Annotated in this window: 31 protein-coding genes; 15 read left to right on the top strand and 16 right to left on the bottom strand. The window is 58.8% G+C overall.

Annotated elements, in window-relative coordinates; translation table 11 throughout:
- Positions 1 to 59: 59 nt before the first annotated feature.
- Positions 60 to 1,580: a GGDEF domain-containing protein gene (locus tag AC25MA_RS17945; RefSeq protein ID WP_051555611.1), complete on the bottom strand. Its 1,521-nt coding sequence runs from the start codon at positions 1,578 to 1,580 to the stop codon at positions 60 to 62.
- A 252-nt stretch (positions 1,581 to 1,832) separates the two neighbouring features.
- Here AC25MA_RS17945 and AC25MA_RS17940 point away from each other — a divergent pair, with 252 nt between their 5' ends.
- The 3 genes from AC25MA_RS17940 (at position 1,833) to yidD (ending at position 3,273) form a co-directional block, all read left to right on the top strand.
- Positions 1,833 to 2,570, top strand: a complete 738-nt coding sequence (locus AC25MA_RS17940) for a PA3715 family protein (protein WP_260269558.1) — start codon at positions 1,833 to 1,835, stop codon at positions 2,568 to 2,570.
- A 257-nt stretch (positions 2,571 to 2,827) separates the two neighbouring features.
- Positions 2,828 to 3,070, top strand: a complete 243-nt coding sequence (locus AC25MA_RS17935; RefSeq protein ID WP_028688855.1) for a hypothetical protein — start codon at positions 2,828 to 2,830, stop codon at positions 3,068 to 3,070.
- Positions 3,067 to 3,273, top strand: a complete 207-nt coding sequence (yidD, locus tag AC25MA_RS17930) for a membrane protein insertion efficiency factor YidD (protein WP_081791515.1) — start codon at positions 3,067 to 3,069, stop codon at positions 3,271 to 3,273. Before AC25MA_RS17935 ends, yidD begins: the two co-directional genes overlap by 4 nt.
- Positions 3,274 to 3,454: 181 nt before the next feature.
- On the opposite strand, the gene AC25MA_RS17925 is transcribed toward yidD, so the two are convergent.
- Entirely contained in the window at positions 3,455 to 3,706 is a 252-nt protein-coding gene (locus AC25MA_RS17925; protein WP_236248097.1) for a hypothetical protein, read from the bottom strand.
- Between the two features lie 8 nt (positions 3,707 to 3,714).
- On the opposite strand from AC25MA_RS17925, the gene AC25MA_RS17920 reads away from it, so the two are divergent.
- Genes AC25MA_RS17920 through AC25MA_RS17910 form a run of 3 tightly spaced genes read left to right on the top strand, consistent with a single transcriptional unit; the run spans position 3,715 to position 6,828 of the window.
- Positions 3,715 to 4,557 carry a Pycsar system effector family protein gene (locus AC25MA_RS17920; RefSeq protein ID WP_236248098.1) on the top strand — a complete coding sequence of 281 codons (843 nt, stop codon included), beginning with the start codon at positions 3,715 to 3,717 and terminating at the stop codon, positions 4,555 to 4,557.
- The gene (locus AC25MA_RS17915) at positions 4,554 to 5,912 is read left to right on the top strand and encodes a nucleotide-binding domain-containing protein (protein WP_486972255.1); all 1,359 of its coding nucleotides are present in this window, start codon (positions 4,554 to 4,556) and stop codon (positions 5,910 to 5,912) included. Before AC25MA_RS17920 ends, AC25MA_RS17915 begins: the two co-directional genes overlap by 4 nt.
- A 4-nt stretch (positions 5,913 to 5,916) precedes the next feature.
- The gene (locus tag AC25MA_RS17910; RefSeq protein ID WP_486972254.1) at positions 5,917 to 6,828 is read left to right on the top strand and encodes an adenylate/guanylate cyclase domain-containing protein; all 912 of its coding nucleotides are present in this window, start codon (positions 5,917 to 5,919) and stop codon (positions 6,826 to 6,828) included.
- Between the two features lie 557 nt (positions 6,829 to 7,385).
- Here the strand turns inward: AC25MA_RS17910 and AC25MA_RS17905 are convergent.
- The 4 genes from AC25MA_RS17905 to AC25MA_RS17890 all read right to left on the bottom strand — a co-directional run bounded on the left by AC25MA_RS17905 (position 7,386) and on the right by AC25MA_RS17890 (position 10,093).
- Positions 7,386 to 7,694 carry a DUF3077 domain-containing protein gene (locus AC25MA_RS17905; protein ID WP_236248101.1) on the bottom strand — a complete coding sequence of 103 codons (309 nt, stop codon included), beginning with the start codon at positions 7,692 to 7,694 and terminating at the stop codon, positions 7,386 to 7,388.
- A gap of 76 nt (positions 7,695 to 7,770) precedes the next feature.
- Positions 7,771 to 8,007 carry a hypothetical protein gene (locus tag AC25MA_RS17900; protein WP_236248102.1) on the bottom strand — a complete coding sequence of 79 codons (237 nt, stop codon included), beginning with the start codon at positions 8,005 to 8,007 and terminating at the stop codon, positions 7,771 to 7,773.
- 378 nt (positions 8,008 to 8,385) lie between these two features.
- Positions 8,386 to 8,937 carry a YdeI/OmpD-associated family protein gene (locus tag AC25MA_RS17895; protein WP_236248103.1) on the bottom strand — a complete coding sequence of 184 codons (552 nt, stop codon included), beginning with the start codon at positions 8,935 to 8,937 and terminating at the stop codon, positions 8,386 to 8,388.
- A gap of 22 nt (positions 8,938 to 8,959) precedes the next feature.
- Positions 8,960 to 10,093, bottom strand: coding sequence for a pyridoxal-phosphate-dependent aminotransferase family protein (locus AC25MA_RS17890; protein ID WP_236248133.1), 1,134 nt, complete (start codon positions 10,091 to 10,093; stop codon positions 8,960 to 8,962).
- Positions 10,094 to 10,380: 287 nt separating this feature from the next.
- Here AC25MA_RS17890 and AC25MA_RS17885 point away from each other — a divergent pair, with 287 nt between their 5' ends.
- Complete coding sequence (locus AC25MA_RS17885; protein ID WP_486972253.1) at positions 10,381 to 11,316, top strand: cyclase family protein; 936 nt, start codon at positions 10,381 to 10,383, stop codon at positions 11,314 to 11,316.
- A gap of 175 nt (positions 11,317 to 11,491) precedes the next feature.
- Here AC25MA_RS17885 and AC25MA_RS17880 read toward each other — a convergent pair whose 3' ends face one another.
- From AC25MA_RS17880 to AC25MA_RS17870, 3 genes are all read right to left on the bottom strand, one after another.
- Positions 11,492 to 12,241, bottom strand: coding sequence for a hypothetical protein (locus AC25MA_RS17880; protein ID WP_260269575.1), 750 nt, complete (start codon positions 12,239 to 12,241; stop codon positions 11,492 to 11,494).
- Positions 12,242 to 12,356: 115 nt separating this feature from the next.
- On the bottom strand, positions 12,357 to 13,502 hold the full coding sequence (locus AC25MA_RS17875; protein ID WP_088851536.1) for an AAA family ATPase: 1,146 nt from the start codon (positions 13,500 to 13,502) through the stop codon (positions 12,357 to 12,359).
- Between the two features lie 14 nt (positions 13,503 to 13,516).
- Positions 13,517 to 14,377: an RNA ligase family protein gene (locus tag AC25MA_RS17870; RefSeq protein ID WP_486972252.1), complete on the bottom strand. Its 861-nt coding sequence runs from the start codon at positions 14,375 to 14,377 to the stop codon at positions 13,517 to 13,519.
- Positions 14,378 to 14,675: 298 nt separating this feature from the next.
- On the opposite strand from AC25MA_RS17870, the gene AC25MA_RS17865 reads away from it, so the two are divergent.
- The 3 genes from AC25MA_RS17865 to AC25MA_RS17855 all read left to right on the top strand — a co-directional run bounded on the left by AC25MA_RS17865 (position 14,676) and on the right by AC25MA_RS17855 (position 16,289).
- Positions 14,676 to 14,894: a hypothetical protein gene (locus AC25MA_RS17865; protein ID WP_023630431.1), complete on the top strand. Its 219-nt coding sequence runs from the start codon at positions 14,676 to 14,678 to the stop codon at positions 14,892 to 14,894.
- Between the two features lie 238 nt (positions 14,895 to 15,132).
- Positions 15,133 to 15,558, top strand: a complete 426-nt coding sequence (locus AC25MA_RS17860; protein WP_028688838.1) for a potassium channel family protein — start codon at positions 15,133 to 15,135, stop codon at positions 15,556 to 15,558.
- 161 nt (positions 15,559 to 15,719) lie between these two features.
- Positions 15,720 to 16,289 carry a GNAT family N-acetyltransferase gene (locus AC25MA_RS17855; RefSeq protein WP_062574025.1) on the top strand — a complete coding sequence of 190 codons (570 nt, stop codon included), beginning with the start codon at positions 15,720 to 15,722 and terminating at the stop codon, positions 16,287 to 16,289.
- A 42-nt stretch (positions 16,290 to 16,331) separates the two neighbouring features.
- Here AC25MA_RS17855 and AC25MA_RS17850 read toward each other — a convergent pair whose 3' ends face one another.
- Genes AC25MA_RS17850 through AC25MA_RS17840 form a run of 3 tightly spaced genes read right to left on the bottom strand, consistent with a single transcriptional unit; the run spans position 16,332 to position 19,280 of the window.
- Entirely contained in the window at positions 16,332 to 16,976 is a 645-nt protein-coding gene (locus AC25MA_RS17850) for a hypothetical protein (RefSeq protein ID WP_486972251.1), read from the bottom strand.
- A 19-nt stretch (positions 16,977 to 16,995) separates the two neighbouring features.
- Positions 16,996 to 18,363, bottom strand: a complete 1,368-nt coding sequence (locus AC25MA_RS17845; protein WP_028688835.1) for an MBL fold metallo-hydrolase RNA specificity domain-containing protein — start codon at positions 18,361 to 18,363, stop codon at positions 16,996 to 16,998.
- On the bottom strand, positions 18,354 to 19,280 hold the full coding sequence (locus tag AC25MA_RS17840; protein ID WP_028688834.1) for a universal stress protein: 927 nt from the start codon (positions 19,278 to 19,280) through the stop codon (positions 18,354 to 18,356). The genes AC25MA_RS17845 and AC25MA_RS17840 overlap by 10 nt, the downstream gene beginning before the upstream one ends.
- A gap of 177 nt (positions 19,281 to 19,457) precedes the next feature.
- On the opposite strand from AC25MA_RS17840, the gene AC25MA_RS17835 reads away from it, so the two are divergent.
- Positions 19,458 to 20,006 carry a GNAT family N-acetyltransferase gene (locus AC25MA_RS17835; protein WP_028688833.1) on the top strand — a complete coding sequence of 183 codons (549 nt, stop codon included), beginning with the start codon at positions 19,458 to 19,460 and terminating at the stop codon, positions 20,004 to 20,006.
- A gap of 29 nt (positions 20,007 to 20,035) precedes the next feature.
- On the opposite strand, the gene AC25MA_RS17830 is transcribed toward AC25MA_RS17835, so the two are convergent.
- Positions 20,036 to 20,962, bottom strand: coding sequence for a universal stress protein (locus AC25MA_RS17830; protein ID WP_028688832.1), 927 nt, complete (start codon positions 20,960 to 20,962; stop codon positions 20,036 to 20,038).
- 341 nt (positions 20,963 to 21,303) lie between these two features.
- On the opposite strand from AC25MA_RS17830, the gene AC25MA_RS17825 reads away from it, so the two are divergent.
- From AC25MA_RS17825 to AC25MA_RS17815, 3 genes are read left to right on the top strand one after another with little or no spacing between them, the layout of a single operon-like run.
- Positions 21,304 to 21,540 (top strand): hypothetical protein, encoded by a 237-nt coding sequence (locus AC25MA_RS17825; RefSeq protein WP_028688831.1) that lies wholly within the window; start codon positions 21,304 to 21,306, stop codon positions 21,538 to 21,540.
- Between the two features lie 2 nt (positions 21,541 to 21,542).
- Positions 21,543 to 22,364: a helix-turn-helix domain-containing protein gene (locus AC25MA_RS17820; protein WP_028688830.1), complete on the top strand. Its 822-nt coding sequence runs from the start codon at positions 21,543 to 21,545 to the stop codon at positions 22,362 to 22,364.
- The gene (locus tag AC25MA_RS17815) at positions 22,349 to 23,587 is read left to right on the top strand and encodes an MgtC/SapB family protein (RefSeq protein ID WP_349738723.1); all 1,239 of its coding nucleotides are present in this window, start codon (positions 22,349 to 22,351) and stop codon (positions 23,585 to 23,587) included. Before AC25MA_RS17820 ends, AC25MA_RS17815 begins: the two co-directional genes overlap by 16 nt.
- 115 nt (positions 23,588 to 23,702) lie before the next feature.
- On the opposite strand, the gene AC25MA_RS17810 is transcribed toward AC25MA_RS17815, so the two are convergent.
- The gene (locus AC25MA_RS17810; protein ID WP_028688828.1) at positions 23,703 to 24,245 is read right to left on the bottom strand and encodes a chalcone isomerase family protein; all 543 of its coding nucleotides are present in this window, start codon (positions 24,243 to 24,245) and stop codon (positions 23,703 to 23,705) included.
- A gap of 107 nt (positions 24,246 to 24,352) precedes the next feature.
- Between AC25MA_RS17810 and AC25MA_RS17805 the strand changes: the two genes are divergently transcribed.
- On the top strand, positions 24,353 to 25,123 hold the full coding sequence (locus AC25MA_RS17805) for an SDR family NAD(P)-dependent oxidoreductase (RefSeq protein WP_486972250.1): 771 nt from the start codon (positions 24,353 to 24,355) through the stop codon (positions 25,121 to 25,123).
- Between the two features lie 14 nt (positions 25,124 to 25,137).
- Here the strand turns inward: AC25MA_RS17805 and AC25MA_RS17800 are convergent, their stop codons facing one another.
- Together AC25MA_RS17800 and AC25MA_RS17795 are read right to left on the bottom strand one after the other, a co-directional pair.
- Entirely contained in the window at positions 25,138 to 25,464 is a 327-nt protein-coding gene (locus tag AC25MA_RS17800) for a putative quinol monooxygenase (protein WP_062574016.1), read from the bottom strand.
- A 64-nt stretch (positions 25,465 to 25,528) separates the two neighbouring features.
- A complete protein-coding gene (locus AC25MA_RS17795) occupies positions 25,529 to 26,536 on the bottom strand; it encodes a zinc-binding alcohol dehydrogenase family protein (protein ID WP_486972249.1) in 1,008 nt (335 codons plus the stop codon).
- Positions 26,537 to 26,609: the final 73 nt, after the last annotated feature.

Genomic DNA, 26,609 nt, shown 5'->3' with positions numbered 1-26,609 from the left:
ACAGGCTCCGTGGGGTGGGTCTGGTGAGCATAGCCGCTTGACGAGACGGGATGGCTATTTCACGCAGCACTCCCCGCGTAGACCTGAGTACGATCACGCCCCGCTTGCTTGGCGGCATAAAGCGCCTGGTCGGCCAGATTGATCCAGTGTTCAAAGGTAGCCTCGCCATCAACCCGGACCATGCCGATGCTGACGGTGGACTGCAGCTGGCCGCCCGGGATATCCAGTCGATGGGCACTCCATGCCGTGCGCAGCCGCTCAAGCAAGGCAAAGGCCTGCTGCGCGTCGGTATCAGAAAGCAGCAGCACGAACTCTTCGCCGCCGAACCGTGCGAACAGGTCCGAGCGCCTGACCTGGCGTTCGCACACTGCACTGAACGCCTTCAGCGCCAGGTCGCCGATCGGATGGCCATGGCTGTCGTTGATGCGCTTGAAGTGATCGATGTCGAGGATCGCCAGGCACAGCGAGCGCCCATCGCGCTTCGCCTGGCTCAACACCAGCTGCGCCTGTTCGGTAAAGGCGCCGCGGTTCATAACGCCGGTCAGGGCGTCACGCGAGGCCGTTCGGCGCAGTGCTTTTTCCAGCGATTTGCGACCGCTGACATCACGGATCTCGGCGACGTGAGTTCCATCATCGAGGGCCGCCACCGTCAGTTCCGCATCGAACTGGCCACCATCACTGCGCACGGCCACCCGGTCGAGCGGCACGCCATCGAACCGGCCCAGCTGTTGCTCAAGGTCTTGCTCGGCCTTGAACAGATGGGCGAGGGGGCGTTCAAGGAAATAGTCCCGATCATGGCCGAAAAGCTGCCTAAGCATCGGGTTGCCGTCGACGATCCGGCCATTGCGGACAATCACCACTGCGGCGCTGGTGATGTTCATCAACCGCTCGAAACGTGCGGCAGAGCTTTGCGCGGCGAGCAGGAAGCGGCGCAGGGTGAGCAGGGTCAGGCCGAACAGGCAAAGGATCCACAGCGGATAGCCGACGTTGTAGGTGAACATTTCGGACATCGACTCGAACCCTTGGCGGGGGCCGCCGTCCTGCTGGTCGTCGAGCAGACTGAGAAAACCACCGACCAGCGAGCACAGGGCCAGCAGGCCGAAGTTCAGGGCCGCGAAACGCCGGGCGCTGCGCAGACGCCGGTCTCCCGGTAGCCGCAACAGTGCCCAGCAGGCCAGCGCACGTATCAAGGCGCTGACGAAGGCATACAGGGCAATCAGTACCTCGCTGTCAGGCAATCCGACCTGGCTTTGCCAGAGCAGCCAGGGCAGGGCGGTCAGGCAGGTCGCCGGCACCAGCCACCAGGGCGCTGGACGGCCAAGAAAACGGAATATCCCGATCACCAGCACAGCCTCGCCGGAGACCTGGAGGGTGTAGCTTAGTACGTTGTACAGCAACGAGGCCGAATAGGTGCCGCCCAGGGTAAGGTACTGGCCCGGCATCAGCAGCAAGATGCCGAGCGTCCACAGCCCGGGACCTGGATGAGGGCGCGAGTAATACCACAAAGCAAGGCAGATGATCGCGCTGGCAACCAGGATATTGGTACCCAGAAAAACGGGCGAGAACAGCAAAGCATTCATGTATTCGAGGTCCGAGGCGCGCAAATGCCGGGCAGGCAGGGTTGATGCGCACGGGTTGTCTGCCGCCGCTGCGTTAACTTTAGTGGAATACTGAGGGAGTCCTTGTCATATAACTCAACTAAATATTCATTTAGTTGAGTTATAATTCAGGATTATCAAAGATCGGGCAGGGCACGTGTACCCATCAACCATGTGAAGTTTGCGCCCAGCTCACATACCCTGGCAAAACCATCAAAGGAATGAGGCATCTCCATGCGTGGATTCACCGTGTTACCGCTGTTGTTTGCCCCCATGATCGCCTGGGGCGACTGTACGCAGCATTTGCAAACCTGGGCCCAGAACCTGCACCCAACCTTGAAGCTTGCCAGTGAATTTGCGGCCTGCAAGGTCAATCCTGCAGACGCCAGCCAAGTACTGGCAGCCTTGCCTATGATGATGAACGTCGATGAGTACGGGCAAGGCGATTACGGCCTGGATGTGCTGGTGGCGGAAGCCGCCAGCGGCAAGATCATTGCTCGCAGTTACCAGGAGGCTGCGATCGTCTCCGACGCGGTGCAGTTTTCAGGCCTGACGTTGGACACGGCGCGGTATCAGGTTGCGCCTGGGCTGCGGGCATTTGGAGTGCGTATTCAGCACACAGGCTCGTCGCGGGTCAATCCGTTCAGCAGCGAGACACTGAGCCTCTACGTGAACGACGGTTCGCAGTTGCGCCGGGTCATGGAAGGCCTGGTTGTAAGCAAGGGCAACGGTGAATGGGATGGTTCCTGCGCCGGAGAGTTCGGCGAGACAAAGCGCACATTAGCGATTGGCAAACCTGGCAAGGATGGTTTCAGCAGGTTGCGGGTGACTGAGATATCGACCGGGAGTCGGAGCGTTGTGAAAGGCGTTGATGACTGTGAGGAAATCGAGAGCAGTTCGACGACGAAGATGTTCGATCTGGATTATGACGGCAGTCGGTATGAGGTGCCGAAAGAATTGACGTTCCAGTGAGCTGGATTGGAAATGGGGCTTTGATGGAGGCTGAAATCTGGCCTCCCTCTGGGCTGATGCTCAATACGCATCTACGCATAGACTCCCACGCGTTACTCAGGCTCGCACACTAGCGCATCGTGGATGCCTACGCTTGCTAGATTCCAGTGATTACGGGGGTTTGAGCTACAGCTGTCTCATCGCTACTATTGAGATCATTTTGCTGGCCACCCTGGCTGACAAAGTGTCAATCAAGCCCCTGATGCAAGGAAGATGCGATGTACGTTTACAAGATGGTCCAGGTTCCACCGAACATTGAAGTGCAAGCAAGCAAGCATCGTGGCAATGAAGCTGCGGTCTACCTGGAAAAGGTCGTCAACGAATATGCCGCTCAGGGCTGGGAGTTCTATCGGATCGACTCGATCGGTGTATCTGTGAAAGCTGGCTGCTTCGATGCGTTGACGGGCAAAAAAGATTCGATGGCTAATTACTACGTCATTTCTTTCCGTAAGCCACGGTGATCGCCGGGCTATCCGTTGGTGTCATTCGTTTTTATCAACGGGTGGCACCGAGTCGTCTCAGAAACGCTTGTAGGTTCGAGCCTAGCTGCTCGAATTACGCGTTGCTGGCTATCGAGAAGCACGGTGCAGTACGTGGTTGGAAGATGGCACTGAACCGTATCCATCGATGCCAGTTCCCCAATGGCGGTGAAGACTATCCGTGATAGCTAGTCAGGCTGGCCACTGACGTACCAGGTCGAAGCAAGCGTTTTGGCCTGGCTTCCAATCTGACCACCCTTGGCCTGATAGCTCCATACGAAGATACGCATAATGTATATTATGTTAAATTGAGTATTATGGGAGGTGACCTCCTGAGTCGATCACCTGTGGTTGGCGTCTGCCAGATTACGCTCGAGCCGCCGGCGCCATCTCGACAACTGCACAGCGTCCTTTCGTGCGTACCTTCTGCACCAGTCGCGCTCTGTTGATGAACACATCGATCTGACAGCTGCCTGAGTGCTGCACATCCTCCCAGTATTCCGTGTGCACAATCTGCCCGTTCTGCGGCCCTGTGTAAGTACCCGCGGCTTCACGCGTAACATAGCTGCTGTCGCGCACGTATCTGAGCACCACCAGATCTTCTTCCGGCACCACCATGATCTGTCTTGCGCACCCCGAAGAAATCGATCAGCTCGCCTACCGGACGATCTTTCCAGGCACTGCTGGCTGACAGCGATGCGCAGCCGCTGAGCAATCGTTCTGGACACAAGGACTTGATTGTCGTGATCAGAGGAGCTGTGCGCGCAATGCGCACAACCGCTCTCCCAGGACTGAATTTCAAAGGTGGAGCAACCACATGCGTTGCGATAGCATTAGGCCACTGCATTGACAGCGACCGCCCGGTTTGCGGCATACGAATATGGACAACAAGGGAGATGTGCGAAGTGTCTACCAGTACTACTGATTTTAAAATAGAGGACAAGATAAAAACTCAGCTCGAGATTTTAAAGCGACTAGACACTTATGTGATCTCTACAAACGTAAAATGCACCATCGCCATTTCTTATTGTGCTGCAGTTGTGGGGTGGGTTCTATCTAACATAGAAAAACTCATCAGCAATATTCCTACTGGTGCGGCTTACACAATTTCGGGGGCATGCTTAATAGTTGGCATAGGAATGACCTTCATCTGTTTAGCTAAAGGGCTAAAAATAATATTTCCTATCACATTTAGCTCTCCAACAAATCATAAGGGCGCATCAAATATTTTTTACGGCGATGTCGCCGCAATTTCCGCCGTACAATATCTTAAAAACTTCCAGTCGGTAGACTACATAGCATTCTCAAACGATCTTTCTGAGCAGATCCATACAGTATCTTGCATTGCCAAAAATAAATTTGATAGCCTTAAATCACTAACCATTCTGATGGTGGCTGGAAATATCCTTCCCCTATCAATATTTTCTCTTATAAAGCTCTCATCATTCCTTGTTGGAGTAAAGCCATGAGCGCTGCGTCCAAACGAGCCTTCGAAGAAATTCTGAATAAGTCGAAGCGAAAAAAATCAGTTGCCAAATCAGTCACTGGCATAGACAGTTTTTTCGAGTCTCACCCTGCATTTGAAAGCATTGGAATGGATGAAGCCCAATCGGAGGAGGATCACGCGCTGCAACGTCAGTACAGACCTCTTTTTGGGAAAGAGGGTATAAACGAAAACCCAATAGGCTGTCATCCCGATTTCCGCAAGCTTCAAGGTACTAGCGACACAGAATATCACTTTATTTGCTCTTTGTTTATTGATATTAAAAACTCGACACGCCTCTCCTTCCTCTATCCACTTGAAGATGTTGTCTCTATTAAAAACTCGATTCTAAAGGCCGCCGCTGAGATTGTGCGCTGCCTTGATGGTTATGTCCACCGCTTCATGGGAGATGCAGTATTAGCATACTTTGGCGGGCTCAATCACTCTAAAGACGACAGCATCATCAATGCGATAAATTGTGCTTCACTGTTAGAAAGCCTAATGACGGGCACTATAATACCTGTTTTGGAGACTCAAGGTTATAAGGGAAGCGATCTCGGCTTCCGTATTGGCTTAGATTATGGCCCCACTGAGGAGGTGCTATGGGCATCGTATGGATCAGCACAAGTCAATGAAGTAACTGCCACATCTTTCTATGTTGATGTAGCATCAAAGCTTCAGTCGATGGCCAGAAAAAATCAGGCAATGCTAGGCGAAAGCATAATCTCTGACATAGACTTTCCTTCAGAATATCTTAATAAAAAAACCGTAATCAACAATGGGGTTAGAGAAGAAGTCGAACACCTCAATAAAGTTTACACGAACCGTCAAGGCCTAGCTTTCAGGTACAAAGTCAGAGAAATGAATCACGCTGCCTACCGTGACCTGCTTCCCTTCAGTGCGACTGAAAAGGCAGGCTTCAACTCGTCGAGCGCAATAGGTAACGATAAAATTGACTTTAGGTGCTTCACAGTCACCAACGGGACTAGGCACCCCTACGCCTCAGTATCAAAAGTATTATCTAAAAAACAGAAGCTAAAATTCAAACTGACCATTCTGAAATCGCTTGCGGATTACGAGGAGTACCCGCTAGTGGTGCAATTCACGAAAAGAAACTATGGCAAGGAAGCAGCCCTTGGGAGTCAAGCCGGCGTCTTCCCTCGAGACATTGAGAGAGTTACGCTTCCAGCTAGCAACGTTACATCTGTCTTTGAGCCTGCACAAATTATTGAGTTTGATGAAACTACCGAATTTCGAGGCCTCCACACAATGGAGGCCGAAGTCAAAAACTCAACTGGCGAAGTAATTTATCGCCATAAAATCGGAATCTACATAGAGTAGCGCTATGGAAATGCTTGGCAGATTTGACTTTATCATTACGCCCATTGGCGAGCCCGATGTTCATGGAAATGTGCAGATTCGCTTAGAACCTAATCCTGAGCGCTACAAATTTGCAACTACAGAGCATGGTGATGGCTATATTGACACCTTCATGCAAATGTTTATACCAATGGATATCCTAATCGAGGCGATGACCAAATTTGGAAATCAGTCGATTCATCTTTTGTCGCCCACCACCGGTGACCTTGAACCCTATGGCACAAAGCGAATGGCAGCAATTGCAGACGAATTAACAACTGGAATCCATCATCCGCCTGAAGAAAAATCTAAACCACATGCGAATCCACCTGAAGACTTCAAGGCCAACACCGTTTTTCTATCAGTAGACATATGCAACTCCACAAAACTATCAGCTCAAAACCCGGAAGAGTACGAGAAAAGCCTAAAGATATTTTTTCAGGAGCTTGGGGCCTTAGTGGGCCAACATCACGGTACGATACACAAGTTTACCGGCGATGGATTCATCGCCTTTGTGGATTATACAGCGTTCACCGTACAAACTGATATCGCAGTACGCCTCGGACTGGCAATGATTGACCACCTTTCAAATGTCGTTAATCCGGTACTGCTCAGCAAGAAACTGCCAGCTTTTGAAATAAAAGTGGGAATGGACTTTGGCGAGGCATTAGTTAGAAAACGTGAAATCCCAGCAACTGGCGCGTTTCAAATGGACTTCGCTAGTGACGCCCTGAATCGAGCTGTTAAAATTCACGAGTCTTGTTCACCCAACGAGATTCGTATTGGCGAAGAACTGAGGAGACTGATCCATACAAGCCTCCTGACTAGAACAAAGGCTATCGAATTTGACTCTGAGCAATTTGGGGTCGGTGACTATGCGATTTATATTGTTCGCTAAGAATCTGAAATTACCGACCACCTCAAAGGTTAAAGCATAGTGCAATGCTAACATTCAGATGGGGGGACATGCAGGCAGAAATCACTTAACAAAAGATGTTGATCAAGCGATAAGGGCTGGCCTTTAAAAGTCACATGGCCAATTTGTAATACGTGTTGGATGTGTAATGAGATGCTTGATGTAGCCTCTTGATCTCTGCAATTTTTTCCAATGCGCTACGAAGAGTGGACAGTTGGTCTGCATACCCACCCCGACCATGGAACTGATTGGCCCACGAGTCAGTTACGGTGTAGCGCAAGCTATCTTCAACTAGGTCACGACCCGTGCGCCAGTACTCATGTGGTTAGCACTTCGTTTGTTGAAAGGGAGGCGGGAAATCCTTTTAGATCAAGGACGCACCAAAAGCCTTCTGTGCGCCCCTCACAGTACGCCATGCAGCAGCGCCAAGACGATGGTCCCTTGCCGGCGATGGGCCGCAAAGCGGCCCCGGGTCTAACTGGCTGACACCAGCCAAAGCAGCCAAAGCAGCCAAAGCAGCCAAAGCAGCCACCGCAATCCTACTCAACCCTCCGGCAAATCATCAACCCATGATTTACATCTTGGGCCAGCGCCTTGGCCATCCCACTGAGGTAATGCACCGCCGTAAGCAACGTCGGCAAATGATCCGTCTCCGTCATCGCCAGATCGCTGATCTTGTGCACTGCACACATCAGCACGGTTGCCTGCTCAACCGCATGGTCCATTGAATGGCCCGGCACAACACGGAACAGCGGGTCTTGACCGCCCTCCTCTGCAGCCTCGCCAAAATGCCCGACGCCAGTGGTGGCGAGCTTCCTGATGCGTGGGATTTGCAATTCCTTATCCATACCATTGCTCCTGCGGCCCCGCGAACGGCGCGGGGCCTGATCGGTGAACATCAAATGCGAGCCCATGCTCGCCAAGTCAATGCCGGGACTGCACGCGGCTCAGCGCCACCTCCACCAGGGTGCGGGCGCTGTCGATTTCATGCATGGCGGCGAGGGTCAGGACCTGGCCTGGCGGTTTGGCGTGCAGCAAGACAGTCTGCTGGCTGACGGTCAGGGCGCAGACAAGGTATTCAGAGATCTGGACCAGAAGGTCTTCGAGGGTGTGGTTGGTGTATTTGTCGTGTAGCGGTGGATCGGGGACGATCTTTAACATGATAAAGCTCCGATATCTGACTGGAGCTACCACATCTCTGCTGTCAAACAAATGGGTGGCAGCGGTGCGTGGGTTGACAGACCGAGGATATCGGAACTCGGCGCACCGAAGTGCCCCACGCACAGCCGCCATAGAGCGTTGCGCATGATCCGTATATCAGGGGACGGTCTGTCAAAACCGTGTCGTCGATTTTTGCGGCGACTTGGCGAGACTAGATGGCTGATGGGGCTGCTGCAACGGCTGAAAGGCGGTGGGAGTATGTTTCGGAAATGGACTACAGAGAAGAGGGAAAATCCGATTCAGAGCACCTAAAAAGTGTTCTCTTGTCATCAACATAGGGCTGGTTGCGTCCCTGGATGTTCCCGAGCTACACCACGGTCAATTTTCCGCCTCGGGCGCCCGAAATGCTTTGCTGTAGTAGCCGGACGAGTCGAAACAGCAAACCGCCTTCTTACCGGTCGCAAGCATATCGCAGGCATCCCCAATTCGCTTTTCACGCGTTTTGAGTTGCTTCGCTGAAGTAATCCAGTGGATCCAGTCCACCCGCGCAAGGGTCGTCGTACTGTTCCAAACCTTTTGAGCCTCAGGTGTGCTTGCCAGGGCTTTCTCGAAATCCACTGGGATATCAGGCTCAGGCTCCTTCTTCACCGGGACCAGTTCAAGGGTAACGATATCGCCAACGGCCACACCTGCCGCATCGAGTAAATCGCTACTGACCTTCAGCCAATGGCTCAGCTGACCATCGGGTTCCAGGGTTGCCCGGAAAGGATGTCCATTGATCGTGCCGTCAACGGACGTCCTTCCCCGCCTCGGAAGCCGCTCACTCGCGTCCCTTGGAAGAACTGCAAACGCCCACGACCTATCGTCACCGGGCTTCAACGGACGAAGAAGCTTGGCTTCGAATCGGGACCTCGCATCGTCTGTTGTCATTGCAAGCTCTCCCATCGAGCGCCTAGTTAACCATCACCTCGTCCAGCGCCTGCTCAAGTGTGCTGACCGTGCGCTCGATATTGTGCAGCTTTTCGAGCCCGAACAGGCCGATGCGGAAGGTCTGGAAGTCGGCCGGCTCGTCGCATTGCAGCGGCACGCCGGCGGCAATCTGCAGGCCGTGGCTGGCAAACTTCTTACCACTCTTGATATCGGCATCATCGGTGTAGCTCACCACCACGCCAGGGGCCTGAAAGCCCACTGCGGCCACGCTCTTGATCCCTTTGCGGGTCATCATTGCGCGCACCCGGTCACCCAGGGCCTGTTGTTCGTCGCAGACCTTGTCGAAACCGTAGGCTTGCGTCTCTTTCATCACTTCGTTGAACCGCGCAAGGGCATCGCTGGGCATGGTCGCATGGTAGGCGTGGCCACCCTGCTCATAGGCCTGCATGATCTGAAGCCACTTTTTCAAGTCGCAGGCGAAGCTGGTGCTTTGCGTCGATTCGATGCGCTCGAGGGCCAAAGCGCTGAGCATCACCAGGGCGCAGCAAGGTGAGGCGCTCCAGCCTTTCTGCGGTGCGCTGATCAGCAGGTCGACTGCGCATTTGTGCATATCAACCCAGATCGCGCCTGAGGCGATGCAGTCCAGCACGAACAGGCCACCCACCGCATGCACGGCGTCGCCCACGGCCCTCAGGTATTCATCGGGCAGGATGATCCCTGATGACGTTTCAACGTGGGGGGCGAAGACAATCTGCGGCTTCTGCGATGCAATGGCCGCCAACACTTCCTCCAGTGGGGCCGGGGCGTAGGCAGCCTGGCGCCCCGCTTCAACCGGCCGGGCTTTCAGCACCGTTGTGGCCGCCGGAATGTTGCCCATTTCAAGGATCTGGCTCCAGCGATAACTGAACCAGCCGTTACGTAGCACCAGGCATTGCTGGCCGGTGGCAAACTGCCGTGCCACCGCTTCCATGCCGAATGTGCCACTGCCCGGAACCACCGCAACCGCCTGGGCGTTGTAGACCTGTTTCAGGGTGGTTGAAATGTTCTTCATCACACCTTGGAACGACTGGGACATGTGGTTGAGCGAGCGGTCCGTGTAGACCACCGAGTATTCGACCAGCCCTTCGGGATCGATACCGGGATAGATCTTCGACATGGTGCGGTTCCTTTTGAAGAGAGGTCCATGGCCTCGACCCTGCCCTAAGCTATTGCAAATGACAAGATGCATCAGGCATACCGCATCGTCAGCCTAGCCCCCTGCCTGACTTGAATCAGGGAAGCGCCTACTGGTTGGAGTCCCAACAGCTTCCCTGCACGAACATCAGAGATGTCCTCTTCCTTGCCCTCCACGCAAAACTCCTTGTCCCACCCACCACTTTTTCCCGCACCGGCCTCCACCCAGAATCCGCCCCTGACATCACTTCCCGTTCAGGAGCCCAAGAATTGCGCTATCTCAAACCGCTACTACTCAGCCTAGCCCTGGCCACCACCGCCCAAGCCACCCTGGCCGCCGACTGGCAATCCTCCCCCTACGGCCCAAACGACGAAATCGGCGCCGCCAACCTCCTCACCCCCGAGGTGGTCAAGCAAGCCATCACCCTGGTCAAGACCGGCAAGACTTACCCCCTGGCCGTCCCCGTCAGCAAGGACCTGCCCGCCTTCCGCCACCGCAGCTTCCACCTCTACAACATCCAGCCCGGCGAACAGGCCGGCCAGACCCTGGGCAAGAACAAGTTCAGCTTCAACGACGAGCTGGTCAACGGCTGGACCGGCGTCGGCACCCAGCTCAACGGCATCGGCCATATCGGTATCGACAACGTCTACTACAACGGCAACAAGGCCGCCGATTTCGTTACCGTCGAAGGCGTGACCAAGCTCGGCGTGGAGAAAGTGCCGCCGATGGTCACCCGCGGCGTGGTGCTGGACATGACCGCGCACTACGGCAAGGCCATCGTGCCGGGCGGTACGTCGTTCACCGTCAACGACATCAAGGCGGTGCTGAAGCGACAAGGCATCACCCTGCGCAAGGGCGACGTGGTGTTGTTCAATACCGGCTGGCTGGAGCTGATCGGCAAGGACAACGCGCAGTTCCTCGCCACCGAGCCAGGCATCGACCTGTCGGCGGCCGAGTGGCTGGCCGACCAGGGCATCGTTGCCTTCGGTGGCGACACCTGGGCCTCGGAGGTCTACCCGAACCCTACCGGTGAGGAGTTCCCGGTCAACCAGTTCATGCTGGCCAAGCGTGGCATCTACAACCTGGAGCTGATCGACACCCGCGCCCTGGTGCGCGACAAGGCCTTCGAGTTCTTGTTCGTGCTGGGCCAGCCGCTGTACAAGGGTTCGACCCAGGTCAATATCAACCCGGTGGCCATCCACTGATCATCAGGCCTTGAGGTGGTGTACCTCTCCTCCCTGGGGCTGCTTTGCAGCCCTTCGCGGGTGAACTCGCTCCCACAGGTACAGCGCCAACTCCAGAAATTGCGGGATCCTGTCGGAGCAGGCTCGAGGACGCGCGAGACAGCTTGCGGCCGGGGCCAATCTCTGGCCGCGCTGTTTACGGAACCGGGTAGAAGCCTCTGCATTCACGTCCTAAGGGGCCATCTGCAAACGTATTGCCGCTGCAGCAGTCCAAGCCGTCACGCCCCACGTAGGTCCCCGCCCTACACGCCGCATGCAGCAGCTTCCTCCAGGTTTTAGTCCCTGCGTCGTTTCTGCCCGTGCCATTGAGTTCGTAGGTGCAGTCATGCTTACGCTTCTCTGCATTCGGCACCTGTTGGTTATAGGCTGCTTCCCCCAGCTGGAGACATTTCTTGTACTTGGGGAGATCCAGTTCGCGTTTGGCCTTCGCCTCTGCAATGATTGCGGTGCATTTGGGGTCACCCGGTGTAGCGAGGCAGTTGATTCGCCCACTCAATGCCTTGGCTCTTTCCCTCAAGCTTACGCACTCCTTTGCCAGCACAGGCTGCGCCGGTGTACTGGCGCACGCTTGCTGATAGAACGCCGGGGTGAAGTCGAAGGTATCAGGGTGCGGGCCACTCCCCCGATACATGACCTTCAAGCACTGCTTTTCACCGGACTCGAAGCAGATGCGACACGCTTCTCCCTTCACGCACTTGCTGTACTTCGTACCTTCCTTGTGAGCGAACTCTGTTCCATTCATGGCTTTGGAGAAGACGACATGTGCGTCGCAGTTGGCGGGACAAGAAACCCCATCGTCGTAGATAGTGAGTTTTTTGACCTCTGCCTGGCTGGCCGGCACCGCCGCAGCGAGGAAAAACACTGAGAACAGGAGTCGGATAAGCATGTGACCCTCCGTGGAACGCGCATGAACCGCTGCTATTTCGGCCTTGCCCTCCTCGATAGGCAGGAGCGGCATTCAAAAGAGCCTAGCAGCCGTACTGGCACAGTGCCCTTGTGCTTCACCCCGTCACCACCTCATACCTCACCCGATGCGCCTCGGTCGGCAGCGGCACCTCCCACTTGAACAGCATCCGCCGTATATCGTCATTGCGCAGCGATGTGTCCCGTCGCTGGTTACGCCGCATGATCTCGTCCTCCGGCCGCTCCAGGTAGACGATCTCCACCTGCGCCCCGTAGCCATACAGCAAGTCCAGGGTACGGCTGCGCATCTGCGCCGACAGGTGCGTCGAGTTCCACACAAAGGGCCTGCGCTCGCGCAACAGCGCCTTGGCCCGGTCGATGGCGTAGTGCGCGGCGGCGCCTTCGTTCTGGCCGTGGCGCAGGCCCAGTGCCTGGCGCGCGTCGTCGAACGACACCACCGGCAGGTCCGGGTGGTGTCGGGCGGTCCAGGTGTCCTTGCCGCTGGCCGGAAGACCCGAGAGCATCACCACCTGGGAACCCTGGGGTTCATGCAACGCATAGTCCGGATGCACACGGGCGCCACGCAGGTATTGAATGCGCGTGTAGTCGTCGGCAAACGCCCGTGGGCCGTACAGGCATCCCTCCTCCGCCGCCAGCTCGCGCCACAGTTCGATGGCGGTCAGCACATCGGCCTTGCCGGCATAATGGCGGCCCTGCATGTCGGCCTCGGCCACCGCGCAGAGCATCCACACCGGTAGCTCCCAGGACAGCTTGTGCAGCAGGAACTCCGCGCTGCGTCCGCTACGGTCACCCTGCAGGGCAAAGAACGGCAGTTGATGCACAGTGATGATCCGGCAGATCTGTTCGCGCAGCGCGAACGGCACGCCGGCGCGCCACAACAGCAGACGCGCATCCACCGCGCCTCGGCGCGAGTGGCCGGGTTGGCCGATGCGCCCGGTCTGCGGGTCGATCACCGTGGTGTCGGGCTTGGCGATGTCATGCAGCAAGGCAGCGAAGAACAGCACGAAGCGCTGCTCGGCGCTGGCGTCGCGGTAGGCGCGCTGCGCCAGCAACGCCTCGACCACCAGGCGGGTGTGGACCCATACATCGCCCTCGGCGTGATAGGTCGGATCCTGCGGGGTGTCGGCCAGGCGTGCCAGGGCCGGGATGGCCGCCAGGCAAGCGGCGCTGTCCATGTCGTGCCCGGGGTCGGGCACCAGTTGTTGCAGTTGTCGAATATCCATTTCAGGAAGCTCCTTCAATCGCCGCGGCGTGCGCCGTGCCAGTCCAGGGACAGGCGCGGTGCGTAGAGATCGACGCCGGCGGCCAGTTGATTGGGTATGTACGGCTGGTTGGCATGGTGCTGGTCGGCGTCGAGGATGGCCTGGACGAAGTCCTGGCGCACCCACTTAAGTCGGCCCAGGGTCTGGCGCTCGTCTTCAAGCTTCAGGTACAGCCCCTCCATGCGGCTCGAGCGGTCGCACTGGCGCCAGGCGCGGGCCAGATCGAGGCCTTCGCGGCGCACCACCTGCTCGAACACTTCGCGCCATTGCGCGGTCTTGGCCAGCGAGTCGCCGAGCAACGCCATCAGCTCGGCGTAGCGGCGCGGTGCCGGGCCTTCGTACAGCACCGGCACCGACAGCACCGGGCCGTCGGCGAGCAGGCGGCGGCGCGCCGCGGTGGACAGGAACAGCCCCGTGGCGCGGTCCCACACGTCGAACTCGCAGAAAAAATGCGGCAGGTGGTCGTAGAACACCGAGTGCTTCTTGTGCAGCCACTCGCCATACAGCACGAAGCGGTCTTCAAGACGCTCCAGCAACCAGTGCTCGTGGGCGACGGCCCATTGCTTGAACAGGTTGAACTGGCGCTCGCGGCCACCGCCGGTGAGGTAGTGGCCACGCGACTGCAGGCGGAGTTCTCCACCGTTGCTAAAGCTGATGCCGGCGTTGGCGCCGTCGAGTTTCTCTTCCACCACCAGCCATTGGCCGGTCAACGTGCCATAGGCCACCTGGCCGGCATCGCTGTCGCCGTCCTGCAGGCGCGAGCCTTGCAGATGGGGTGTGCGGGGGTATTTGAGCAGTTCAAGGGAATGTGCGTCGGCACGAAAATCCATGTTCATGGGTTTCTCCTTGGAAATAGGGAAAAACCGACGACAGGATCAGGCAGGTACGAGGATGAAGCGCCGCCGCGCGCAGGCGCGGGCAGCCATCAGGCACGATGGACCGTCGTCGGTATCAGGCGTGTTTGATGGCGCAGGGCACTGGCTTCACCACTTTGGGAAAAGGTTACGGGGATTCGAGGGCGCGCATTCAACAGCATGTGCCGTCAGCAAGTCAAGCCCTCAATGAAAGCAATGTGATAGCATCCGCGCGCCCCTGGAGGGGCAATCTTTTGAAATCCCGCAAGGAATAGGCTTCGTGAAAGACTTCGTCATCAGCGTCAACAACATCGTCCTCTACGTTTCCCTGGCCGTTATCTGGCTCTTCGCGCTCATCACGCTGTTCACCGGCGGGTTCCTGCCTGCCCTGGGTGTGTTCGTGGTCGGCAGCCTCGGCTGGTGCATCGTTTCCGGCTTCTGGTTCGTCCAGTCCGCCACCTACGAAGAGCTGCGCAAGCTCAACGCCAGCAAAGACTGACGTGTCCGGGCGGCGCGGCATCGTGTCTCGCGACCGCCCTACCCTTGCTCCTGCGCCGTGGCGCCGCGAAGCCATGGCAGCGTTGACCCATTCAGTCCGGCGCTGGTCCATTATTGATAAATATCAAGGCCACCCGGCGCGATAGCGTCACCCTGAGTCGTGAGTGCGAGGCCAACGGTCCTGCTGGCTAAGCATGTCGACATGCACGAGATGAACCGCCCGTCCTAGAGTTCCTGCGATGCTCACCGTCACGCTGATCAACATGCTGGTCGTGATCCTGGTGGTGATCATCCACTACGAATGCCTGCTGCGTCTGAATGACTGGCTACCGCGCCTCAAGCTCTGGAGCCGGTTTCGTATCGTGGCGGGCGTATTCGGCGCTCTGTTGGCCCATGCCCTGGAGGTCTGGTGCTTTGCCCTGGCCTACTACCTGATGGTCCATGCCAAAGGCTGGGGCACGCTCAACGGCAATTTCGACGGAAGTCTTCTGGACTGCGTGTACTTCTCCTTTACCACCTACACCACCATCGGCTTCGGTGATGTTGCCCCCAGCGGGCACCTCAAGTACCTCACGGGCCTACAGGGATTGACCGGCCTGGTGCTGATTACCTGGACCGCTTCATTCCTGTTTCTGGAAATGCAGAAGTACTGGAAAGCCAAATAGCCGCTGGGGCCATTCGGCTAACCAACCACGCCCCTGCACTCGCTACGTCTTCCTGCTGAAAGTGGCCGCCAGCCGCGCAGTTGACAACGATCAAGTCGGAGCGAGGCTGCGCACCGAAACTGTCTTCCCACTGTTCATTCCAGACGCATGAGGGCATCGCCATGACTCCCGTCAAACCTCCCCATCAACCTGCTGCCTCGGCGTTTCCTACGCCCGTTGGCGAGCACTGGATCGAAGCACTCGACAATGGTACCCATGTGCTTGTCAGGCCCTTGCAAGCCAAGGACCGGCAGCGTGAAAGGGCCTTCATCGAACGCCTGTCACCAGAATCACGGCACTACCGTTTTCTGTGCCAGATCAAGGAGCCTGGTGAGGCAATGCTCGACCAGTTGATGGCGGTCGATCAGGACCGCCAGGCCGCCTTCGTCGCGCTGGCGCATGTGGACGGCGAACTGCAGGAAGTGGGCATTTCCCGTTACGCCGCCTGTGCTGATCAAGATGACTGCGAGTGCGCGGTCACCGTACTCGACAGCTGGCAACACCATGGTCTTGGCCGCTTGCTGCTCAAGCACCTGACTGATCAGGCACGGAGCAAAGGTTTCCGGCAAATGTATTCGATCGACTCAGCCGCCAACCAGGCGATGCGTGAGCTGGCCAAGGCCGCAGGATTCACCACGACTACCGACCCCGATGATCCTAGCCAGGTCATCCACCGGCTTGCACTGAGCTGACCCGAAGTCGCGCGCCATGACCCGTCGTGGCGCCGGCCTGGTTCAAGGCGTGCGTGCATGAGCCTCCTCGGGCAGCAGGTCGAACTGCTCGAGACAGCGCTGCTCATCATCGGGCGTGAGCGCTTTCAAACCGGTCACGCCCTGCAAGGGCGTTTCGAACAAGGCCATGCGCAATATCCCATTGCGTGTCATGAACCTTTGCGCCAGGCACGTGCAAACGGGTCTGCCGACCAGCGCGTTGAGCTTTTCATGTTCGGGTGTGTCGACTTGGGCCTGCAGATTGGCCTCGCAGTTCGCTGCGATCTGCGCCACCGAACGCCCCGCCAATCCTAAGGTGCCCGTGCCCAGCAAGGCCAGGCACACCAGCATCACCAGCAGGAGGTTCGATTCCCGGGCCACTGAGCGCAGGAACGCCAAGCGGTCCTGCCAGCCTGTCTCCTGGCCGTTGAAGATAGCCTTGCCGACCGTGCGCCTCACACCCCGCTGCACTGCCCAGCCTACCGCCACGCTAAGGGCCAGTATGGCCAGCAGTACTGCCGGATCATGCATGATAAGGCGCCAGGTCGGGCTCAGTCCGCGGTAGACCGACGTGGCCAGCAGCAATACAACGATTGCCAGGATCCAGCCCAGGCTCCCCTTGGGACGTTGCATCCATGCCCTGAGCTTTGCCCTTGCTTGAATAGTCATGAGCACCTCCCGCGCCAGGCTAGCGCACAGGGTCGATGGCAACGGTTTCCTGATACTCAGGCACGCACACCTGCCAGCCCAGTTCGAGGCTTATCCGCCGCCGCAACGTGTCGGCAGCGTGGGGCTCGCCATGGATGACATAGGTCTGACGTGGCGGCCGGGTGAACCCTCGCAGCCATTCCATGATCTCATCGGCATCGGCGTGCGCAGACAGGTTCTCCATCGCATGCACCCGTGCACGAATCGGCACATCCTCGCCGTGCAGACGCACGCTGTGGGCACCGGCGACGATATCGGCGCCCCGCGTGCCCCCGGCCTGAAAACCCGAGAACAGGATACTGTTGCGTGGGTTGGGGGCCAGCGCCTTGAGGTGGTGCAGTACCCGCCCACCGGTCGCCATGCCACTGGCGGCGATGATCACCGCAGGCTCGCGCAGCTGGTCAAGGTGCCTGGACTCATCGACCGTGCGGACGATGTGCGTGCTCTTGCACAGGGCGGCGCACTCAGCCGCTGTCAGCCGATGTTCGCTGCAGTACCGTTGGTACAGGACAGTGGCATCGGTGGCCATCGGGCTGTTCAGGTACACCGGGATATCAGGAATCAACCGGTCGCGCTTGAGCGTGTAAAGGTAATGCATGAGCAACTGGGCACGGCCGACGGCGAACGAGGGCACAAGGATGATGCCATGGCGCAGGAGCGTTTCATTGATGACCTTGGCCAGGTACTGCTCGGTTGATTCCGCAGGGTGCTTGCGATCCCCATAGGTAGACTCGATCAACAGCACGTCCGCCGTTCTGACCAGCTCGGGCGCGCGCATGATCGGGTCCTGGGGGCGTCCCAGGTCACCCGAAAACAGCAAGGTCTGGCCTTCGGCGCTGATCTGGACCGTGGCCGCTCCCAGAATGTGTCCGGCGGTACGCAACAGCAGTTCCATGCCCTCGGCGATCGGCGTCGGGTGGTGCAGTTCCACGGGGCGAAACAGTGCCAGGGCCCGTTTGGCATCCAGCTCGGTATAGAGCGGTCGTGCCGGTGAGTGCCTGGAGTAACCGTGGCGGTTGGCATGCTCAGCCTGTTCTTCCTGCAACCGGGCGCTGTCGAGCAAGAGGATTTGCGCCAGGGCGCACGTCGCCGGCGTGGCGTAGATCGGCCCGCTATAGCCTTCCCGGACCAGTACCGGTAGATAGCCGCTATGGTCGAGGTGGGCGTGGGTCAGCACCACCGCCTCCAGCGCCCTCAGTGCCGGCGCCGGTGGCGCCCAGTTGCGCAGGCGCAATTGCTTGAAACCTTGGAAGAGTCCGCAGTCGACCAAGATCCGCGTGCTACCACGGGTCAGCAGGAACTTGCTGCCAGTCACCGTCCCGGTGCCGCCAAGAAAGGTCAGTTGCATGGCCAGGGCTCCCAGGTTTCGGCGACTTGAGGATGAACCGCGAGCACGCTGCACGGTGGTCGGCTGACCAGACGTTCGGTGGTGTCGCCCAGTAATTTATCCAGCCCTTTGGGCTGTACCACGCCCATCACCAGGGCATCGATGTCCAGTACCGCGACCTGCTCACGGATCACTTGTACAGGACGGCCCTCAATGAAGTGCCTGCGCTGCGGCGCAACGCCTTCGGCGTCGGCCAGCGCTTCGAAGGGTGCCTGCAGTGCATCGCGCATCTCTTCGATCCAAACCTGGGTGACGTTCATGTCCGAGGCGAATACCCCAGCCAGGCTGTAAGCCGAAAGCAGATGCAACTGCGCGTCACATTGCAATGCCAAAGCCTGGGCAGCACGGATCAGTCCACGGTTGAAGCGGGCCTGGATGTCTGGCGTCTCGCTGAACGCCGTATCCACGGCGATCAGGATACGCCGCGGCACTGCGATGGCAGCCGCCGGCACGAATTGACTGACACCCTTGAAACCACGCATCAGCGCACAATCCAACGGGATACCGAACAGCCGCCCCCAGGCCGATACAGCTTCGCTGTCCTTGATGACCATGTCCGGCCGCAGCTCACTGATGTAATCGATCGCCTGGCTACGGACATCCTCTGCATTCAGGCTGTCGACCGTCAGCGCTATTGCGCTGCCGTGATACCGCTCGATCAAGCCTTTCAACTGCACGCGGTAGTGCTCGTATTGGCGCGTGATATCGGCCACATTCAGCCGCTCTTCGCGCAGCAGGTGCTGCTGGTTCGGCGTGAACAAGCCCAACACATGCACGCTGGCACCGCTGAGCTGGGCCAACGCAAGCCCCCTGCGCAAAGCAGCGGAATGTGGATCGACTTCGGTGAGCAGCACCAGCAGATGTCGATACTGACCCATGGTGAACCTCCGCGCTCGTGGGCATGATGCCTTCAATGTTCCGCGCGAAGGGTCGGTGTTGCTTGATACAGATCAGAAAGCCGCTACCCAGCCTGAACTTGATGATTGTCAGAACCACGCTGGCCCGCCACGTTAAAACGGCTGCAACAGCTACTGATCACGTCATCAGGAGGCACCATGAACGGGCAGCAGGCCGCACAGCCGCAAACAGCTGAACACTGGGTCGAAAAACTCGAGGATGGCTCGGCGGTGCTGATCCGCCCACTACGCGAGGAGGACCACGAAAGGGACAGGCGCTTTCTCAGCACAATTGCTTATGACTCCCGGCGCTTTCGTTTCATTGCCGGACTCAGCGGCTGCTTGCCTGGTGTAAACACGCACTGCATGCCAGTCGATCATCCCCCGTGCATGGCCTATGTCGCCTTGGTGCATGCAAACGGTAAATTGCAACAGATTGGCATCAGCCGTTACGCCGGCATTGCTGGTAGCCAGTATTGCGAATGTGCGGTGGCGGTCAGCGAAGACTGGCAGCGCAAGGGGTTGGGCAGGCGCCTGATGCGACACCTGATCGCGGCAGCACGCCGCGAGGGATTTGAGCGCATGGTATCCAGGGATATGGCGAGCAACTATGCCATGCACCGGCTGGCCAAGGCTCTGGGCTTTACATCGTGCTATCCGGGTGGAGATGTGCGCGAGATCCTGCACCAACTGGATTTGCGGTCTTGAGCAGGCGAGGCCCTTGCGGGCCTCGTGCTTCAACCTTGGGAGCGCTCGGGCGAAATTACCAGCACACTGCTGGACAACCGATGCAGAACCCGCTCGGCAGTGCTACCGATGAACCCGCCGACGCCATGATGGTGATAACTGCCCATCACCAGCACATCGATTTCATTGTTATCCATGAACAGCGCCAGGGCCTTTGCCGGGTCACCTATGCGCATGTGGCGGTGTTCGACGGCGATACCGTTACGTTCGGCAAGCGCCTGGAAGGCAACGCTCTGGGCTTCGTGGAGGGTCTGGGCGAGGTTCGAGTCGAACAGGAACGAGTGCTCACGACTACCGTCGACGCCCAGGTACAGGGTGCCCAGGTCGTAGGCGTACAGCAATTCGACCTGGGCACTGCATTGCAAGGCCAGTTTCAACGCTTCACTGATGATCTGATCGTTGAAGCCTTCATATTGTTCTTCCGGCCTGGACAGGTCCACCGCGGCCAGAATCCTGCGTGGCAATGCCTGGCTGGCGTTGTGTACCAGGTGCAAAGGGATTCGCGTTTCGCGTAGCAGCTGAATATCCAGCGAGGTGAACATGGCGCGCATCCACCAGGGCTCATGTTCGAGCGCCTTGATCAGCATGGCGAATGGCTGTTCACGCAAATGCACCAGGATCTCGTCCAAAGGATGCTGCACCCACACCACTTCGGTGGTGACGATGACGCCGTTGCGCCGCATCGACAGTGCCTGGCTTTCCAGCCATTCACGGTGTTGGCGCACGTAGCCCTCACGCATCACCGCCAGCGCCTGGTCGTTCACCAGGCCGGCCGTGGCAAGTCCTTCCAGATAGTCGAATGCCACGATGTGCAGTGCCATCCCCTTGGCCTTGGCCAGGGCCGCTGCACGGTCGTAGACCGGGGTTCGGCGCATCAGGGGCGATGCGATCAGTAGGAGTCTTTGCGGCGTTTGCATGGCTCACCTCCGGGATTGCGCTAGGAAGCAAGAGCATCTACTTCCCACGTCTTGCACGTTTGATGTTTGTCAACTGGAGGCGCCTGCAGACCAACGGCATTACCCAAGACGCGGGACATTGACACGGATCAATGCGGCGAGCGTTCGCTGGCGCACTTTATTCCCATATTCCAGACTCATTCAGGTATCCGTAGATACTGCGCCGCGGGTCACGCACCGCTTCCGGCTCGCTGACACTGAGGTTGCCTGCGAAGTGTTCGCTCAACAGCGCGACGGTGTAATCCACGCCCCCGCTGCCAGCATGGACGCTTTCATTACCTATCCATGCTTTGGAGGCGCTGATGAACATCCATGTCGAAAAAAGCTCCGAGCCGGAACGCTGGTGGGTGCATATGGATGACTGGCGGGTGGGGTTCAGTACGGCTGCCGAAGCCGAGCAATTTGTCGAGCGGCTCACAGGCCGCCTCGAGGCTCCCCATTCGCTTGACATGCTGGTTGATTGTTCACCTCGCGGCACCCGCGGCATGCATACTGACGCAGGGGCCCAAGGCGATCAGCGACGAGCGAAGGAGGCCTGAAAATGTACGGCCAATTGAAGGTCAGGTCGCTCGACTCGCCCAACGTTTCGTGTACGACCAATCCCATCCACCTGAAACCCTCGGCGTCCCTGTGCAGGGATTGCCGGGTCAGCGGTCTGTGCCTTCCCACCGGTTTGCCTGTTCACGACAACAGCTGCCTGGGCGCATTGATAGGCCCGCGAATGCGCATGCAAAGGGGCGCCGCGCTGTTCAATGCCAATGACCCGCTGACCCTGCTCTATGCCGTGCGCTGTGGCAGTTTCAAGACCCGCATGAACACCGCCGAGGGCCAGGGTGTGGTGATCAACTTCTGGATGCCGGGTGACGTGCTTGGGCTCGATGCCATTGCCACTGAGCGCCATGTCTGTGACGCGATTGCCTTGGAAGACAGCGAAGTCTGCCCGATCCCCTATCACCGCTTGCAAGCCCTGGCGCGCGACTTTCCTTTCCTGCAACAAAGCCTGAATCGCTTGATGAGCCGGGAGATCGTGCGCGAACACAAACGCGTGCTGATGCTGTGCAATCTCACTGCGGAACAACGGCTGGCGGGCTTCCTGGTGGAGTTGTCCGGGCGCTTCGCCTGTCGCGGTTACTCTGCCCATGGCTTCATGCTGCGGATGTCCCGGGAAGACATGGCCTCGTACCTGGGTTTACGCTTGGAAACCGTGTGCCGATCCGTCGCCCGCCTGCGCGCACTGGGTATCGTCGAAATCCATGGCAGGCTGGTGCAGATTCTCGATTTGGCCGCACTGATCACGCTGCAACAAGGCGACGGTGAATGGGAGGCCAAGGCCATTATGAAGGCACCATGCTCGATACCGTGAATGTGGGCCACGGTGCCGTGGCATTGGGTATTGGCATGCTGGTGGGCCTTGAGCGCGAACGCAGGAAAGGACGTAACGAACGCCAAGCTGCCGCTGGCTTGCGGACCTTCGCTATCACCGCGTTGCTAGGCTACCTCAGCATGGTACTGGCAGGGGCGGTGCTGGTAGCGGTCGCGAGTCTCGCACTGGTGTTGATGCTCTGTGCGCATTACCGAAAGCATGTCGACAACGATCCTGACATTACCAGTGAAATTGCGCTGCTTCTGGTACTGACACTGGGCGCACTGAGCCTGAATGAACCTGAGCTTGCCGCCGCTGCGGGTGTGGTACTGACCGTGCTGTTGGCGCTGCGACACGAATTGCATCATTTCGTGCTGCAGCAACTGAGCGAAGAAGAGCTGCGCAATGGCTTGATGCTGTCAACGGTGGCATTGGTGGTGCTGCCGTTGACTCCGGACCAGTTTCTAGGCCCCTACAACGTACTCAACCCGCGTACGATCTGTAATCTGGTGGTCTTGCTGATGGCTGTCGGCGCTTTGGGACACATAGCCATGCGCCTGATGGGGCCTCGGTACGGATTGCCCTTGAGCTCAATCGCATCGGGTTTTGCCTCGAGCACTGCCACCATTGCCTTGCTCGCACACCGCGCTCGTCAGCAAGGCTCTGCTGCCAGGTCATTCGCCGGATCTGCCATATTGTCCAATCTCGCCAGCCTCACCCAGTTTTCCCTGGTGCTGGGCATCATTGATCGTCGCTTGCTCGAGCCTTTATGGCCTTCGATCTGGCTCGGTGCGCTGGCCACGCTTGTGTATGGGGTACTTCTGCTGGCGCCCTGGCGTTCGACTCATGGCGGGTCGGCGGCGCAGCCGGGGGCTGGTGCGTTCAGTCTCTGGACCGCTATGGCCGTCACCGCTGCCATAACCGGCATCTCATTGTTCTCGGCGTTTCTTCTTCAGCACCTGGGACACTACGGCGCGAACGTCGCGGCGTTCGTCAGCGGGTTGGCCGACGTCCATGCGGCCACTGCCTCGATCGCCTCGCTGGTCATCGCCGGCAGGCTCGGTATTGATGACCTGGTGATATCAGGATTACTTGCATTGACCGCAAACGCGCTGACCAAATGTGCTCTGGCTCTGAGTAACGGCGGTTTCAGCTTTGCTCGATACCTCATTCCCGGCCAGTTGGTCATTCTTGGGGCGGTATGGCTGGGATTACTCTTGTAGCTATTCAGGGGCCACGCGTGTTCAGGTTAAGGACGCGGGCTCCGGCAGCCGGCGGAAGAACAGCCACAGCTCCCCAGCACCAGGCAGGCGACCAGCAACAGCGCCCTCTACATGTTCATGATCCGCCTCGGGGCTTGCCGGCCAGGCCGAGCAGCTGCAGGCGCAACTGGGCATCCCGAGCCCGCGGGTCCAGCCAGATGGCGAAGAACGCCCGGGCAAAGGCCGGGTCGGCAAGGGTGCGGGTGGGCAGGTCATCGACATAGAAGCGGCCGCCCTGCCCCGGCTGGTACAAGCCGGTGATGCGCATGCCGGGGCGCACATCCACGAATGCCTCCTGCAGTACCTTGGCCCAGGCTTCGAGCTGTTGCGGCGTCACGCGACCGGCGCCGAGGCGACGCATCTCTTCAAGGCTGGCTTGCACCAGCGTGTCCCGGGACAATGAGCGGTGGTAGGTCAGTTCCAGGGCGAACGGCTGGTTCCAATCATGGCGCGGTCCCTCGGTCCACAGGCGTGCGCTGTACAGCCGCAGGCCGAACCAGGTGAAGTCGCCACTGCCCAATTGCTGGGCCGCCGGCAGCGCTGCACGCCAGTCCGCAATAGCCGCTGGCATCGACGTCAGCAGCAGGCAGAGACAGGCCAAGCGCGCAAGGAATGCCATGACGATTCTGCAAGAAGACTTAACTTGTACAAGAATAGTTTTTTGTACATATAAAGCAAATCTTGTATAGATTTAAGCTCACCTGCAGCTTACAGGTAGATTGCCCAATGAGCTTGATCCCCCATCACAATACACCCGCCAACGTGCTGGTCTGCGGCGCCAGTCAAGGCATCGGTCTTGCCCTGTGCTCGCAACTGTTGGCACGTGATGACGTCGGGCTGCTGCTCGCTGTTTCGCGACAGGCAAGCAGCAGCCCTGAGCTGGATGTGCTGGCCCAGACGCATGGCCGCCGTTTGCTTCGCCTCGACTGCGACGCTCGTGATGAACAAGCGCTGCAAGCACTGGCAGATCAGGTCCGTGGCTACTGCGATCAGCTGAACCTGGTCATCAGCACCCTCGGAGTGCTGCAAGCGCCGCCGGCGCGGGCCGAGAAGTCGCTGGCGCAACTGGATCTGGCGGGGTTGCAGGCCAGTTTCGCCACCAACTGCTTCGCTCCAGTCCTGCTGCTCAAGCACCTGTTGCCGTTGCTACGCCGGCAGCCCGTTACCTTTGCCGCCTTATCAGCAAGGGTCGGGTCGATCAGTGACAACCACCTGGGCGGCTGGTACAGCTATCGCGCCAGCAAAGCCGCACTGAACCAGCTGTTGCGCACGGCAAGCATCGAGCTCAAGCGCCTCAACCCTGCCTCGACAGTCCTGGCCCTGCACCCTGGGACCACTGGTACCCTGCTTTCACGCCCGTTCCAGGGCAATGTGCCCCTCGAAAAGCTGTTCGCGCCAGCGTTTGCCGCCAGTTGCATCCTCGAACTCGTCGGCCAGCACGGGCCGTCAGAGACCGGCACGTTCTGGGCCTGGGATGGCAGCCCCGTTCCCTGGTGATCCGCAGGTCCTCCTCAGGGATGAGGCGCGACGGCGGTGGACACCGGGTCAAGGAAGACCAGTTGCAGCGGCTCTGCCAACAGCTGGTCGGCCTGCTCGGCAAAGCGCTGGAAGTGGGCGGTGGCCAGGTGCGTGTCCAGGGCCTGCTGGTGGTCGAACGCCTCGCGCATGTAGAACGTCCCGGGCTCATCGCTGCGCTCGAAAAGCATGTAGTCGCGGTTGCCGGGTTCCGCCCGGGTCGGCTCGATCAAGGCCAGCAAGGCTGCTTTCAACGACGCTGCCAGGCCTGGCTTGGCCTTGAGGATGGCAAGGGAAACGAGGGGATGGTCTTGTGGGTTCACATCATGCTCCTGGTCAATCGCAAGGGGCCGGATCGACCGGCCCGCCGTTGTCTGTCGGATGGGCTCAGAAACCTTCCAGAACGATCTTGCCGCGCGACTTGCCACTCTCGACCCGCGCATGGGCGCGGCGCATGTTGGCGGCATTGATGGCACCGAAATGCTCGCCCAGGGTTGTGCGCAGGATGCCCTGGTCGATCAGCCCGGCCACCCGCTCGAGCAGCTCGTGCTGGCGCACCATGTCGTCGGTCTGGTACAGCGAGCGGGTGAACATCAACTCCAAGTGCAGCGACAGCGACTTGCGCTTGAGCGGCATGACATCCAGGGTCTGCGGGTCGTCGATCACCCCCAGGCGACCTTGTGGCCGCAGCACCTCGACCAGTTGCGCGAAGTGTTGCTCGGTATGGGTAAGGCTGGCGACATGGCTGACCGACTCGATCCCCAGGGCCTGCAGTTGCCCGTGAAGCGGCGCGCTGTGGTCGATGACATGATGGGCGCCCAGTTCGCGCACCCAGTCGGCGGTCTCGGCGCGGGAGGCCGTGCCGATCACCGTCAGGCGGGTCAGTTGCCGGGCCAGTTGCACCAGCATCGAGCCGACACCGCCGGCGGCGCCGACGATCAGCAGGGCATCGCCCTCCCCGCCGCCTTCGACCAAGCCTAAACGGTCGAACAGCAGTTCCCAGGCGGTGATGGCCGTCAGCGGCAGCGCTGCCGCCTGCGCCGCGCCCAGGCTGCGCGGTTGGTGCCCGACGATACGTTCGTCGACCAGGTGGTATTCGCTGTAGCTGCCGGGCCTGGCGATGGAGCCGGCGTAGTACACCTGGTCGCCTGGCTTGAACAGGGTCACCTGAGGGCCAACTTCACGGACGATGCCGGCCGCGTCCCAGCCAAGTATTTTTGGCTCGGACGTGAAAGTGCCGGCGCGCACCTTGGTGTCGACGGGGTTGACCGACACTGCCTTGACCTCCACCAGGATGTCCCTGGGCCCTGGATTCGGCCTGGGCATGTCGATGTCCTGAAGGGACGCAGGGTCTTCGATGGGCAGGCCGTTCTGGGTGTAACCGATCGCTTTCATAGGCACTCGCTGCTGGATATGGTTTGATTCGTGAATCCAGTCTGGCGTGTTCGGTACTTTGGAAAAACGGGCT

The organism is Pseudomonas sp. P65(2024) (assembly GCF_057480955.1).
This window is presented reverse-complemented; position numbering and strand designations above follow the sequence as displayed.